12 protein-coding genes are annotated in these 14,400 nt (G+C 42.5%); 5 read left to right on the forward strand and 7 right to left on the reverse strand.

Features of this window, described 5'->3' with window-relative positions:
- The first annotated feature begins 114 nt into the window (after window positions 1-114).
- Window positions 115-1,266, forward strand: a complete 1,152-nt coding sequence (gene metK / locus NFU46_RS07620; protein WP_054551125.1) for a methionine adenosyltransferase — start codon at window positions 115-117, stop codon at window positions 1,264-1,266.
- 52 nt (window positions 1,267-1,318) lie between these two features.
- On the opposite strand, the gene NFU46_RS07625 is transcribed toward metK, so the two are convergent.
- From NFU46_RS07625 to NFU46_RS07635, 3 genes are all read right to left on the reverse strand, one after another.
- The gene (locus NFU46_RS07625; RefSeq protein ID WP_054560915.1) at window positions 1,319-1,723 is read right to left on the reverse strand and encodes a diacylglycerol kinase; all 405 of its coding nucleotides are present in this window, start codon (window positions 1,721-1,723) and stop codon (window positions 1,319-1,321) included.
- A 79-nt stretch (window positions 1,724-1,802) separates the two neighbouring features.
- A complete protein-coding gene (locus tag NFU46_RS07630; protein WP_251600967.1) occupies window positions 1,803-2,411 on the reverse strand; it encodes an START domain-containing protein in 609 nt (202 codons plus the stop codon).
- A 37-nt stretch (window positions 2,412-2,448) separates the two neighbouring features.
- Window positions 2,449-3,969 carry a CYTH and CHAD domain-containing protein gene (locus NFU46_RS07635; protein ID WP_251600969.1) on the reverse strand — a complete coding sequence of 507 codons (1,521 nt, stop codon included), beginning with the start codon at window positions 3,967-3,969 and terminating at the stop codon, window positions 2,449-2,451.
- Between the two features lie 213 nt (window positions 3,970-4,182).
- On the opposite strand from NFU46_RS07635, the gene NFU46_RS07640 reads away from it, so the two are divergent.
- Window positions 4,183-4,782 (forward strand): TIGR04211 family SH3 domain-containing protein, encoded by a 600-nt coding sequence (locus tag NFU46_RS07640; protein ID WP_054560918.1) that lies wholly within the window; start codon window positions 4,183-4,185, stop codon window positions 4,780-4,782.
- A gap of 48 nt (window positions 4,783-4,830) precedes the next feature.
- Here NFU46_RS07640 and NFU46_RS07645 read toward each other — a convergent pair whose 3' ends face one another.
- Complete coding sequence (locus tag NFU46_RS07645) at window positions 4,831-5,313, reverse strand: winged helix-turn-helix transcriptional regulator (protein WP_054551119.1); 483 nt, start codon at window positions 5,311-5,313, stop codon at window positions 4,831-4,833.
- A 166-nt stretch (window positions 5,314-5,479) separates the two neighbouring features.
- On the opposite strand from NFU46_RS07645, the gene putA reads away from it, so the two are divergent.
- Both putA and NFU46_RS07655 read left to right on the forward strand, forming a co-directional pair.
- Window positions 5,480-9,283 carry a bifunctional proline dehydrogenase/L-glutamate gamma-semialdehyde dehydrogenase PutA gene (gene putA, locus NFU46_RS07650; RefSeq protein WP_251600971.1) on the forward strand — a complete coding sequence of 1,268 codons (3,804 nt, stop codon included), beginning with the start codon at window positions 5,480-5,482 and terminating at the stop codon, window positions 9,281-9,283.
- A 160-nt stretch (window positions 9,284-9,443) separates the two neighbouring features.
- A complete protein-coding gene (locus tag NFU46_RS07655) occupies window positions 9,444-10,652 on the forward strand; it encodes an HD-GYP domain-containing protein (RefSeq protein ID WP_251600973.1) in 1,209 nt (402 codons plus the stop codon).
- A 19-nt stretch (window positions 10,653-10,671) separates the two neighbouring features.
- Here NFU46_RS07655 and NFU46_RS07660 read toward each other — a convergent pair whose 3' ends face one another.
- A complete protein-coding gene (locus NFU46_RS07660; protein WP_251600975.1) occupies window positions 10,672-11,724 on the reverse strand; it encodes a general secretion pathway protein GspB in 1,053 nt (350 codons plus the stop codon).
- A 13-nt stretch (window positions 11,725-11,737) separates the two neighbouring features.
- The gene (locus NFU46_RS07665) at window positions 11,738-12,655 is read right to left on the reverse strand and encodes an ExeA family protein (protein ID WP_058585795.1); all 918 of its coding nucleotides are present in this window, start codon (window positions 12,653-12,655) and stop codon (window positions 11,738-11,740) included.
- A gap of 125 nt (window positions 12,656-12,780) precedes the next feature.
- On the opposite strand from NFU46_RS07665, the gene NFU46_RS07670 reads away from it, so the two are divergent.
- On the forward strand, window positions 12,781-13,890 hold the full coding sequence (locus tag NFU46_RS07670) for a tRNA nucleotidyltransferase (protein ID WP_251600978.1): 1,110 nt from the start codon (window positions 12,781-12,783) through the stop codon (window positions 13,888-13,890).
- On the opposite strand, the gene NFU46_RS07675 is transcribed toward NFU46_RS07670, so the two are convergent.
- Window positions 13,878-14,399, reverse strand: a complete 522-nt coding sequence (locus NFU46_RS07675) for a DUF1566 domain-containing protein (RefSeq protein ID WP_251600980.1) — start codon at window positions 14,397-14,399, stop codon at window positions 13,878-13,880. The genes NFU46_RS07670 and NFU46_RS07675 overlap by 13 nt on opposite strands.
- Between the last annotated feature and the right edge of the window lies 1 nt (window position 14,400).

A 14,400-nucleotide genomic window follows, 5' to 3' on the forward strand; every position in this document is an offset into this window, starting at 1 on the left:
GTCTAGGCGTAAAATTACTATGCAAACATATTTGTTTTAGATAAAATACGCCCCTTAATTTTTTAGCGCTATTACCGACGTTTGTGAAGCGCAATATTTGTGAGCAGAAATACAATGGCAAAACATTTATTTACTTCTGAATCTGTTTCTGAAGGTCATCCGGATAAAATCGCGGACCAAATCTCTGACGCGGTTCTAGATGCTATCCTTGAACAAGATTCTCATGCCCGTGTTGCATGTGAGACTTACGTTAAAACCGGTATGGTGATGGTTGGTGGTGAAATCACAACTAGCGCTTGGGTTGATATCGAAGAAATCACACGTAAAACAGTACGTGAAATCGGTTACACGCACTCAGACATGGGTTTCGATGCTGACTCTTGTGCGATCTTAAACACTATCGGTAAACAATCTCCAGACATCAACCAAGGTGTTGACCGTGCTCGCCCTGAAGAGCAAGGTGCTGGTGACCAAGGTCTAATGTTTGGTTACGCATGTAATGAAACTGACGTTTTAATGCCTGCACCAATCACTTACTCACACCGTCTAGTTCAGCGTCAAGCTGAAGTTCGTAAAAGCGGTGAGCTTAACTGGTTACGCCCAGATGCAAAATCTCAAGTAACGTTTGCATACGAAAATGGCAAGCCTGTTGGTATTGATGCCGTTGTTCTTTCAACTCAACACTGTGATTCAATCTCACAAAACGACTTAGTTGAAGCGGTAATGGAAACGATCATTAAGCCGGTTCTTCCTGCAGAGCTAATCTCAAGCGCAACTAAGTTTTTCATCAACCCAACTGGCCGTTTCGTAATCGGTGGCCCAATGGGTGACTGTGGTCTTACAGGTCGTAAAATCATCGTTGATACATACGGTGGTATGGCTCGTCACGGTGGTGGTGCTTTCTCTGGTAAAGATCCATCAAAAGTTGACCGTTCAGCTGCATATGCTGCTCGTTACGTTGCTAAAAACGTGGTTGCTGCAGGCCTTGCTGACAAATGTGAGCTACAAGTTTCTTACGCTATCGGTGTTGCAGAGCCAACATCTATCAGCATCGAGACATTTGGTACAGGTAAATTAGAAGAAGCGCGTCTAATCGAATTAGTACGTGAGCACTTCGACCTACGCCCTTACGGCTTAATCCAAATGCTTGATCTTGAGCGTCCTATCTATCAACCGACTGCGGCATACGGTCACTTCGGTCGTGATGAGTTCCCTTGGGAGCGTACAGACAAAGCAGACGCACTTCGCGCAGCTGCTGGCCTGTAATAGGTTAGATAAAATGAAAAAAGCGCCTTTTGGCGCTTTTTTTGTGTCTGATTTAAAGGTAGGTAACTATCTTTTCGTAAACTGCGACACCCCAAACTAAGGCTAGAATTAGCAAGCTCAATGTCACTGCCGCAGAAGCCATATCTTTAGCTCGTCCCGATAATACATGATACTCAATCCCTACTCGGTCAGTGAGCGCTTCTATCGACGAGTTCAGTAACTCAACAATTAATAATAACAAGTAAGGAATAAACAACACTAACCAATGATTTAATGACTGCGCAAGAACCACTGACAAGGGTAATAAACACACCCCTAGATAGATTTCAGAACGAAATGCAGACTCTTCTTTAAATGCCGCTTTAAAGCCTTTAATAGAACACTTGGTTGCTTTTAAAATACGCCCAAAGCCAATACCATTTGGCTTATTAACTAGGGGAATTTTTGGTTCTTTCATTTTTTACCTACCCGCTCAGAATTAGCCTGATCATAATGATAAATTCTTACTCTGTCACCCAAATACGCTTGATTAAAAACTAGCAATCACCTGGAATACTGCTGGTGTTTGCGCGGGAAAACTGATTATTAGTTAATTGTTCTCTCAGTGCTTGTAGCGTTTTATAAACGCTTTTTAGCGATACCTTGTTACTTAACCAATGCGGAATGGAACCACCTGGGTCTGCGTAGGCTTGATGGCTGACCAACAAATTACTTTGTTGCTGCTCTAAACGCCAATAGGCGGTGAGGTCTTTAATTCGCACAACGCCAGAGACTTCGGCTTTTGCATAAGGTTGGCTTTTGATTTGTAACTCGGATTTGTGCTCATCTAAAGCGTGATAACAAGAGTAACTGACTAAATCTCTATCTGATACCGGCCAAGGCGAATTAAAGTGGGTATAAACAAGGGTTTCTGAAGGGCTTAAGCGCTCCATTAGCGTCACGCTTTTGACATTTTCGAGCCAGTTTTCGGCGTTGTCGGTATCACTGAGCAATGCCATAAAGTCACTGGCCTTGGCGTTTTTTACCAGCACAGAAGCATTAATTTCGATAATGCCAGTTTCGTGCTTTTTATAGCTAACCTTTATGCCGTCTTGCTGTTTATAGGTTTGCCATTCAATAGGGTTAGCGACTGCCGAGAGACTCAAACATGCTAACCCTATCCATAGGCACAAGCGCATTTATTTAAAACCAATAAGGGTCTGTATTAAATGACGCGTGGCGACTTTGCTCCATCGCACTGACCAAAAACTCTGACTTTTGATCAAGCCATGATTGAATTTTTGTCAGCTCTAAGTCGTCTTGCCCTGCGCATAACTGCTTTAAGTACTCAAGGGTGCTTAACTCATAAATACCATGGGAGATATCAACCCACGGCATACGGAACTCATTTCTGTCTTCTTTATCGAACAAGGCACCTAAGCAGTTGCCGCTGAGTAATGAGTTTTCAAGGCGGGTGCGTAGTGCCAAATAGTCTTTATCTGTAAACACTTGCTGCTCAGGAATAAGCTCGTGCATGTCGTGCCAATCTTTAGCAAATAAACGCTTAGCAATATCGGCAACTGGTTTTTCTGCAGCCTGAAACTCAGCCTGCCCCCATGATTTTCGCCATTGTTTTTCAATTAACCAGGTTGTTAATTGTAATAATAAGCGGTTGTATCGGGTGCTATGAAAAAGAGTTTCAATATCATCAATGCTTGGCTGTAACTCTTTTAAGTCATTAATAACTTGTGTGAGCTCAGGCGCACTGTTGATTTTTTTGTAGTATGCGTGGCGCTTAGATGTGTAGGTTTTTAGCTGAATAGCATTTTCAACCCACGCTAATTCGCTCAATAACCACTTTAACTCTGTACGCAATGAGTCGGTATCGTCTTTACTAACAATATCGTCAAACAGCCAAAATGTATGGCGAATTAAACGAATACCGTCTGTGACACGCTTAAGGGTTTTTAAGCTTGGTTTTATGAAGTAGCAGGCTTCATGTTTTTGTACAAAGCGAATCGCGTAGTTAATGCTTTCTACTAAAGCTTGTTCTTGGGTTGCACCACGTTTTAGTGGCACAAAGCCAATTGATTTACTTGCTTTTAATGGTTTGTCATCTGCAAGACGATAACCTCGAGCAGCTTTAGAATAGAGCCCTAAGCGAACGTTGCTTTCACTTACCAGTTTATCTGCCAAAGCAAACAACTCATTGCGACTACCTTCAATCAGTTCGATTTCAAGTTCAGAGATTGGCTCAACCTGACCCGACGCAGCAACTTCACCTTTATCTAATACCACTTCAATTTTTGCGCCATTTTCGGTTTCGAGTAACCAAGTACGGCGTATAAAGTTAGTGCTAAAAATTGGGTATAGGTTTTCTGCAATACCAGTCACTTGCATACCATGCGGCCAAATAGCAGCATCAAATGCGAGTAAATCGGGGCGGTTACCTGACAGTGGTAAATTGTATTCTGGGCGCTGATGTAAGCCGCCAACCACTTCGCCGGCAAGCTTGATGGTTTGCTCACACTCACCATCGCAACAGCGAGTACGAAGGCCAATATCTAAAGCACGTAGTTCTCGGCTTGGCGTATCGTAATAAGCATTTTGTAAATTGCGTGACGGTTTATTGGTAACGGTTTTTGCAAATTGGGTAATTAATGCGGGGATCAGTGGAACAACGGCATCTGACACCAAAAACTTCAGTTCTATCTCAGTATCCATTCGCTTTGCGGAGTACATTTAAAATAAATAAGTGCTCAAAATAAACAAAGCAGACTGTTAATGCAAATTTTTTCCTGTTTTTTGCGGTTAAGCCCACGCACGGATTACAATATCAGCCTTGCTATTAATAGTTGAAATCCCTACTATCTCTATACATAAAGAAATTATAAATTTAGCCACTTCTAGGCAAGATCACATTAACAAGGTAGATTGATGTTAAAACAGTGTATTTTTGGGTTGCTCCTTGCGGCCACCTCTTTTATTAGCTACGCAGAAGAAGCGCCAAGCAGCGACAGCCAAAACACCGCCTACATAGTCGATAACCTGTATACCTTTATGCACTCAGGCCCAAGCAAAAACTACCGCATTTTGGGCTCAGTCGATGCAGGTACGCAAGTTGTGTTGTTGTCAGGTGAAGATAATGGCTACTTTAAAATTCGTGATGATAAAGATCGTGAAGGTTGGGTAGAGTCAAAATTTGTTACTGAAAACGCGGGTATTCAACAACAGTTTCAAGCGCTGAATAACGACATGACGGTAATGCAAGAGCAGCTTCGCCAAGCTGAAATTGAGTTGCCACAACTACAAGAGCAGAACAAATCACTAACAGAGCAAAACCTAGCTCTTAGCAAGCAAATCGAAACACTTAAGAACACCATTGAGTCTGAGCGCAATGCAAAGCAAACAGCCAGTGCTAAAGAGAAGCGTCAGCTACTTACATATGGCGGCGCAATTGCATTTATCGGCTTACTGTTAGGTATTATCTTAACCGTGGTGTTATCTCGCCGTAAACGTTACGACGGCTGGGCATAAGCCACTAATTAGTCAATAAAAAAGCACCTGATGGTGCTTTTTTTGTATCTATATATCGAACCTTAGTCCGGTATCTTGTTTAATTTTTTCGATCACCATATAGGTGTGATGCGTACCTACCCCTGGGATATCAACTAAATCCCCCAGCACTTGGCGGTATTCATCCATATCTGAGACTCGTACTTTTAATAAGTAGTCATAGCCACCAGCAACCATGTCGCATTCAACCACTTGTGGAATATTTAAAATATATTCACGAAAGACTTTAAATACCGATGTATTCGAGGTCACTAACGATACCTGCACATGTGCTAACAAGCTCTGGTTAAGCTTTGCTTCGCTAAGCTTTGCGTAATAGCCTTCGATGTAGCCTTCTTGCTCTAAACGTTTTACACGATCTAGACACGGGCTTGGGCTCAGATTTACCTGTTTTGCGAGGTTTACGTTCGATATTCTGCCATTTTTTTGCAGAGCGTCTAAAATTGCTAAATCGATGCGATCTAACATTCGTAATCTATTCGGACTGGTCATAACAGAATTTTATGCGGCTAAGTTAACGGTATGCCCTGTAAATTATCGTAAATCGAAAAATTTAACCAGCATATTCTGCTGGATTTTAATTAGAATGCACGAATTATATCAATGGTAAGAAATGCAATAAGTTCATTTCTAGACTCCACATACCAGAGGGTTACATATGCTATTTAATGGCGATTTGACAACTGAATGTCCAATTAGACAAAAGATCCGTGATTTCTACCGTATTGACGAAAATGCGGTTATTGATCATATTTTGCCTTTGGCTGAAGTAGGCGTGAAAGCGCGTAGCCGAGCGTGGGAACGTGCTCGTCAAATGGTTTTAAATATCCGTCGCGATCAGGATGGTCAAAGCGGTGTAGATGCACTATTAAATGAATTCTCACTTTCAAGTGAGGAAGGCGTTGTATTAATGTGTCTTGCAGAAGCACTATTACGTGTTCCAGATAAAGCAACGCAAGAGTCACTAATTCGTGACAAACTTGCTAAAGGTGACTGGAGCTCGCATTTAGGTAGCAGCGATTCTTTATTTGTAAACGCCTCTTCTTGGGGTCTGTTAGTAACCGGTAAAATGGTTAACTACAGCGACAAGTCAAAAGAGCAGCAATTCGGTGTTCTTAAGAAAACAATTGGTCGTTTAGGTGAGCCTGTTATTCGTAAATCTGTGAACTTCGCGATGAAGATCATGGGTAAGCAATTCGTTATGGGTCGTACTATCGACGAAGCAATTGAACGTGCAGCCGATAAAGAGCAAAAAGGCTACGTATACTCATACGATATGCTAGGTGAAGGCGCACGCACAATGAAAGATGCAGAGCGTTACTTCAACAGCTACATGACAGCTATCCACGCGATTGGTAAAGCAGCAAATGGCCGTGGTCCAATCAAGAGCCCTGGTATCTCAGTTAAAATTTCTGCGATTCACCCACGTTATGAATTCACACATCGTGAACGTGTTATTGCTGAAATCGTACCTAAGTTAAAAGAACTTGCGCTTGCAGCGAAAAGCTACGATATCGGCTTTACTGTTGATGCTGAAGAAGCTGATCGTTTAGATATCTCTTTAGATGTTATTGAAGCGGTATTCAGTGATGACGATTTAGGTAACTGGAACGGCTTTGGTTTAGCAGTTCAAGCATACCAAAAGCGTGCTATTTTTGTCGTTGAGTGGGTTGCAGAGCTAGCTCGTCGCGTTGGTCGTAAACTAATGGTTCGCCTTGTAAAAGGTGCATACTGGGATACAGAAATCAAAACCACTCAACAAGATGGTTTAGATCATTACCCAGTATTTACACGTAAAGCGACCACTGACGTTTCTTATAAAGCCTGTGCTATCAAATTACTTGAAGCACGTGATGTACTGTACCCGCAATTTGCTACACACAATGCCTACACTGCAGCAACAATCTTAGAAGTTGCAAAAGGTGATAACGAAGGTTTTGAATTCCAACGCCTACACGGTATGGGTGAGTCGTTATTCGACCAAATCGTAACCCAAGAGAAAATTCAATGTCGTGTTTACGCACCAGTGGGTCAACACGAAGATCTACTTGCCTACTTAGTACGTCGTTTATTAGAAAACGGTGCTAACTCATCATTCGTAAATGCGATTGTTGATACCACAAAGCCTGTTGAGTCACTATTACCTGACCCTGTAGAAACACTGCAAGGTTTACGTAACAAGTACAACACGCAAATTAAGATGCCTATTGATTTATATGGCGAAGAACGTGCTAACTCAAAAGGCATGGACTTAACTGATATCAATGTAATCACACCATTTAAAGGAAACCTTGATACCTGGTTTGCTGAGCACCGCATTGAATTAAGCGATGTGCCAGAAGGCTCTCTTCCTGTGAAGAACCCTGCAAATCACAAAGAAATCATTGGTCATGTGAAACTACAATCTTCTGACGAAATGACTGCTCTTTTAGAAAATGCAGAAAAAGCATTTGAGTCATGGTCACAAACGCCAGTAAAAGAGCGCGCAAACTTACTACGTCGTGTTGCTGACATCTTAGAGCGTCATCACGATGAGTTAGTGGCACTATGTATCAAAGAAGCAGGTAAAGTAACGCAAGATGGTATCGATGAAGTTCGTGAAGCAGTGGATTTCTGCCGCTACTACGCAGCACGCGCTGAAGAACTTTCTGAAGATGAGCGCTTTGAAGCACGTGGGGTGATCTTATGTATCAGCCCATGGAACTTCCCACTTGCAATATTCTTAGGTCAAGTAGCTGCAGCAATCGTGACTGGTAACACAGTTATTGCTAAACCTGCTGAGCAAACAAGCTTAATCGCACTTCGTACCATTGAACTGATGCTATCTGTAGGTTTACCAGAGCACGTTGTACAACCTGTTATTGCTCGTGGTAGCGAAGTAGGTAAAACTATCGTTCCTGACGAGCGCATTCAAGCTGTTATGTTCACAGGTTCTACAGAAACAGGTACTGTTATTTCGCAAACACTTGCTGCGCGTAATGATATTCAAGTACCGCTTATCGCTGAAACTGGTGGTCAAAACTGTATGATCGTTGACTCAACCGCTCTACCAGAGCAAGTTGTTGACGATGTGATCAGTTCAGGCTTCCAAAGTGCTGGTCAACGCTGTTCTGCACTGCGTGTATTATTCTTACAAGAAGACGTTGCTGATGGCATCATTGAGATGATCAAAGGTGCTTTAAAAGAGCTTCACGTTGGCGACCCGTCATTGCTTTCAACGGATATCGGTCCTGTTATCGACGAAAAAGCACTGAAAAATTTAAATGACCATGTTGAATACTTAAAAGGTAATGCGACACTTCACTATGAGTGTGCTATTCCTGATAACAATGAAAATGGTGCTTACTTCTTTGCACCTCGTTTATACGAAATCAAAGATTTATCTGTACTTAAGCGCGAAGTATTTGGCCCATGTGTACATATCATCCGCTTTAAAGGCACAGAGCTTGATAACGTGATTGACCAAATCAATGGCACAGGCTTTGGCTTAACAATGGGTGTGCATTCGCGTATCGAAGAGCGCTGTGAATACCTAGCGAAAATGTCACGTGCAGGTAACGTTTACATCAACCGTAATATGATCGGTGCGATTGTTGGCGTACAACCTTTCGGTGGCCGTGGTTTATCTGGTACTGGTCCTAAAGCGGGTGGCCCTAACTACCTACAACGTCTAGTGAAAGAAAAAGCATCACCAGATAACGTACAAATGACAAACCTAACACCTGATGAGTTAGATACTCACCACTATTCAGGTGCAGCTGAGCAGGTTGCTACGCTAATGGATAACTCATTACGCGACGAGAAAATCTGGCGTGCAACACCACTGAACGACCGAGTTTCTGCTGTACGTCAATTACTTGCAAAAGTAGCGACTGTAGAAATTATCGACGAGCTTGCAGATGATTTAGCATTAACGCTAGCTGATGCCCGTGCGCAACTTAACCGTCTTGAAAAACACATGCGTAAGCACACTGTGTTACCTGGACCAACGGGTGAGTCAAACACACTTCACTTAGAGCCTCGTGGCTGTGTGGTTTGTTATGCTGATAAGAGTACGTCATTTAACTTCTGGGCAATTTCGATTATCACAGCACTTGCTGCTGGTAACACAGTAATCACGGTTGCTTCTGAGTTATTCTTTGACGAAGCAGTTGCATTCAGAGACAAGTTTATCTCAACAGGTATCGCTGAAGGTGTATTCCAAGTAGCTAAACCTAATCAGTTACAAGCTATCTTGGCGCACCCTCACCTTGCAGGTGCGGTTGTTGCAGCTCGTTCATCACGCTTAGGCTACTTCAGCCAGCAGCTAGCACAACGTAAAGGTGCAATCCTGCCAGTGATCAGCTCTGAGTACTACGACACGCTAATCAAGCGCTTACTAACTGAGAAAACAATCAGTGTTGATACAACCGCTTCAGGTGGTAACACATCACTAATGACCTTAGTTGAAGACGACGAGTAATCGTATAAGTTAAAGGAAATTAAACTTTCCTGAGCTACTTAAAAGCCCTCGCATTTGCGGGGGCTTTTGATTTTACAGATACCTTTTTATTATTCTTGTTTACCGAGCTACAAATTTTCTGCTAGTTTTATAGTAATGTATTCGACTAGAAGTAAAGGCTTTGAAAACACTCCCTATCAATCAACTTAAGCCCGGCATGTTTGTCCAAAGTGTGACAAAACAAACAGGCAAGATCCGTATAAAAAACCAAGGTTGGGTAAAAACACAGGGAAGCATAGACAAGCTGATCAAGGCTGGCATATTAGAAATAGCAATAGACCCAGACAAAACACTGACCTTAGACAGTGAGAATAAAGTGGTTGAGCAGCAAAATAATCCGCAACCTGTTGGCGAGACGACCGCATTCGATCCTTGGCACACCACTCACAGTGTGTCGGCAGAAATGGGCAAAGCAAACAGCTTATATAACGAAGCAAGGTCATTACAAAGCAAAGCCTTTGACGATATCCGCGATGGCAACAAAATTGATATAGCCCCTTTTAAAGAACTCGCAAGTGGCTTTATTGAATCGGTTTTTCGTAATCAAGATGCGCTTGCCTGTATCACTCGTATGCGTGAAAAAGATGCTTACCTACTTGAGCATTCTATCAATGTATCAATTTTGATGAGTATTTTTGCTAAGCACTTAGGTATTGAAAAAGCCATTATTGAAGAGCTTGCGACCGGTGCTTTACTTCACGATATTGGCAAGATCAATATTCCCGATGAGATACTCAATAAGCCTGGCAAGTTAACTGACGAAGAGTACCAAGCTATTCAAGATCATGCTCGTTTTAGTAAAGAAATTTTAGAACAAGCAGGCTTGAGCGGGATTGCTGTTGATATAGCTGGCTTCCATCACGAACGCTTAGACGGCAGTGGCTACCCATTTGGTAAAAGTGGTGAAGAGATAAGCTTGTACGTACGTATGGCCTCGATTGTTGATGTGTATGATGCATTAACCGCTGAGCGGGTCTACAAAGCAGGCATGGAGCCAATTAAGGCCTTTAAAATACTTAAAGATGGCTGCCCAGATAGCTTTGACGGAGACCTAGTCACTAAGTTTATTCAGTGCATCGGTGTTCACCCAGTCGGCACCTTAGTGAAACTTGAAAGCCAAAAATTAGGTGTGGTCACTCACAGTAACCCTACAAGTCCTTTAAAACCTCAAGTTAAAGTGTTTTATAACGCTAAACATGCACGCTATACCGAAGTGCAAGATATTGATTTGGCTAACAGCCGTTGTCACGATAGCTTAGAATCAGCAGTCAGGCCGAGAGACTTTAACATCGACCTGATCCGCTTTTTTAAAAGTGCAATTCTACCTTAGCCCTTAAACTAAAGACTGGCTACTCAGGCCAGTCTTGTAATGCTTTTAACGTAAACTCATAGCCATCGTAGCTTAATAAGCTCTGCTCTGGTGTGATTTCAATGACTGATAACACGCCGATGTTATCTCCTTCGTATAACTCACGCCCATTTAACTTGATCCAGCGCTTCGATGTTTCTGAAGCATAAATATGCGCTTGGTATTTAATGGTAGGAATAAGGCTTTGTAATGCATCAGGCAAGAGCTCAATTGGCTCTGCATAAGACGTATTTTTAGTGCTACGGGTAATATCAACACTGTGTTTGTTATCAACATCTTCAACCGCTTTAGCAAAAGCATCTTTCAATGTATCTGGTACATCTTTGAGCTCATCATTTGTTGATGATTGAGAAGCAGGTTGAGTTGACTGACCATTAAGTGGCTTGCCGAGCACTTTGTATTTACTTAAATCAATGCCATTACTGCTCATTTGCTGCGGATTGATTTGTTGCATTGGCTGCGAAAACTGTGGCTGTGACTGATACACTGGTTGATTTTGATACACAGCTTGCTGCTGGTACTGAGGTTGTACTTGATAACCCTGATTAGCATACACAGGGGCTGAGTTAACCGGAACTTGCACCCACTGATATTGCTGACCTTGCACTGGAACCTGCTGCATCATTTGTTGCGGTACAGATTGTTGCACTTGCCCTTGTTGCATCGTTGTTACTTGGGCTGGGTTATTGGTCGCTTGCGGGGTTTGGCTTTGCGCTACTTGCTGTTGCTTAGCGGGTTGCTGTGTTTCAGGACTTGCCTGAGCCTCAGTGGCAACGCTTTCTGTGGTTTCATTGCTGTTATTAACAAGCTTTGGCTGCTCAGCAGCAGGTTTAGTTTGCTGTAACCATTTACCAATCGAAAATCCTGCCATAAGCGTCAATATTGCCGCCAGTAATAGCCCAAATGAAAAAGCTAAGCGTCGATAGCGTGTTAATTCTTGCTGTTGTTTGAGCGCAAGTGCGGCTTGGTCATGATCAACGGCAGTTTGTGCGTGCTGATCAGATTGTTTAATTGCATCTAGTAATAATGACATAAATGAACACTCGTTATATTAGGTAGGATAAACCAATACCCATTCCTAATACGGCTAAAAATGAAACTGGGTAAAGCCAAACATAACTCGGCTCTTTATTTGCTACAGCAACAGGAGTGCTGGTTGGCGGCAGTGCTTCTGCGGCTGAGCGCATCACAAGTTCGCTGTCGATACTCAATTTTTGCTGTGAAAAAGCTCCCACTAAACAGCGCTCACATAATAAATTGATCAATCTTGGTACGCCTTGAGTAACCTGATAAATCGCTTTTAACGCATCCCCTGAGAACAATGCTTGCTCTGTGCCCGCTTTAAATAAACGGTGCTTAACATAGGCAAACACTTGTCCTTCAGTGAGTGGTAATAAGTGATAACGCGCAGTAATACGCTGGGCAAGTTGTCTTAATTCAGTGCGTTTTAGTAGTTCTTGAAGCTCAGGTTGCCCTACTAATACAATTTGCAGCAGCTTTTTATGATCTGTTTCGATATTGGTTAACAGGCGCAGCTGCTCTAGCACATCAGGTGCGAGTAATTGTGCTTCATCAATAATTAAGATGGTATGACCGCCTGCTTGATTGTTTGCCTCAAGGTGCTTTTTAATCACATCAGTAAGGGTCTTCAAAGTCGCATTAGTACTATCATACTCAATCTTTAATTCGTCACAAATACTGGCAAGCAGTTCAAGCTGTGACAAAGCCGGATTATGAATTTGTGCCACTTGGGTGTTTTCAGGTAACTGCTCTTGCAAGCTTCTTGTTAGTGTTGTTTTACCTGTACCCACTTCGCCTGTTAACAAAACGAAGCCACCCGCTTCACCTAATCCATAGGTAAGGTGCGCTAATGCCTCTTTATGGCGTTCACTAAGAAATAAATACTCAGGATTTGGGGCAATCGAAAAGGGTTTTTCTGACAAGCCAAAATAGCTTAAATACACCGTGTTATTCCTTGCGTTTAAAATCACGGTCTATAATGGCAAAAAACATCGCTACTTAAAACCTTGTTTACATTTTATTGGCTAAATAACGTAAAATAGCGAAAAGGCAAAATTATAGGTGTTTTATGCAGGTTTATTTAGTCGGTGGCGCAGTCAGAGACGCCCTACTTGGTCGTGACGTTAAAGAGCGCGACTATGTGGTAGTTGGTGCAACGCCTGAACAACTTATCAACCAAGGCTATCAACAAGTTGGTAAAGATTTTCCGGTATTTTTACACCCACAAAGTAAAGAAGAATATGCGCTAGCACGCACTGAGCGAAAACAAGGCCAAGGCTATACCGGCTTCATTTGTGATTTCGCGCCAGATGTCACTTTAGAGCAAGACTTAATTCGTCGAGATCTCACCGTAAATGCCATTGCTCAAGCTCAAGATGGTAGCTTAATTGACCCTTTTTCTGGCCAACAAGATCTTGAAAATCGTGTCTTACGTCATGTCTCCGATGCCTTTAGTGAAGACCCTTTGCGCATATTGCGAGTAGCCCGTTTTGCTGCTCGTTATCATTACCTAGGCTTTACTATCGCCCCAGAAACCAAGGCCCTTTTAATTGATATGGTCAAAGCCAAAGAGCTAAACACACTAACTGCTGAACGCGTTTGGTTAGAATGCGAAAAATCCCTCAGTGATGGCGCATTTTGCGAGTTTTTAAATGTGCTTGCTAGCATTGGCGGCCTGCATGTAATTAGCCCTGAGCTTGAAAGTAAATGGTGTGATGAGCTTTACCATACCTTACAAGCTCGCTTTGCCTATGCGAATAAACTGCAAGTTAGTGACACTGCGTTATTATTTAGCCAAGTTACCTTAGCGCTTTCAAGCGACGAGATAAAAGCGATAGCTAGTAATATACGCTTACCTAATGAAGTGCGCGATTTAGCGCTATTTAGCCAAACACATCAAACAACGTTAAGTGCAGAAAAACCATCTAGCGAGGCCGTTTTTGCCTGCTTTAACCAACTTGATTTATGGCGTCGTCCTGAACGTTATGAGCAAGTATTAAAGGTGTTAGAGATAAGCCAGCAACAGCCAGTAACCCGCTATGACTCTTTAGTAAATGCAGCCACACAAGCACGAGCAGTCAACCCGCAACAGTTTATTGCACAAGGTATTAAAGGCGCAGAAATAAAAACCGCGCTTGAGCAAGCGCGGTTAGAGATTATTAAAGGCTATTTCTCGTAGCGCACTAAACGCAAATAAACATCGGACGTTTTTGCGTGAAGGCTGTTGATGCCTTTATCAAATTGATACACCCAAGCTAGATCAGTGCGACTGATCCCTGAAGTGCTACTCCAATAGTTTTGCAGCTTAGTCGATAAAAATGCGTTTTCATTGATACTAGGCTGCACGCAACTATGCTCTAAAATACTTGCTAACTCTTTAACATTTGGCACATGCCAATCGCTGTAATCAGCAAAGGTTGCATTTTCAGCCCCGCGTAAAGCTTCGCCCCACGTAAGCTGCTGGCTCGTGCCCTCGCAAGTATCTGTGTCACTATCATAGCTTTGACCAAAGGTGCAACGTTGCCACATAAGACCCGTTTCACTGTCACTTACAGTGCCATCTTCGTTAATTACAAAACGGCTATCAGGAGTCGTCTCATTGACTGCGCTATAACATACTTGCGCAGCAGCAAAACCCGATTGCAGAGCAATAACTGTAAGTACTGTAATTAAAGGTAACTTTCGCATA

The sequence above is a fragment of the Pseudoalteromonas sp. NCCP-2140 genome (genome assembly GCF_023708065.1).
Classification (GTDB): Bacteria; Pseudomonadota; Gammaproteobacteria; order Enterobacterales; family Alteromonadaceae; genus Pseudoalteromonas.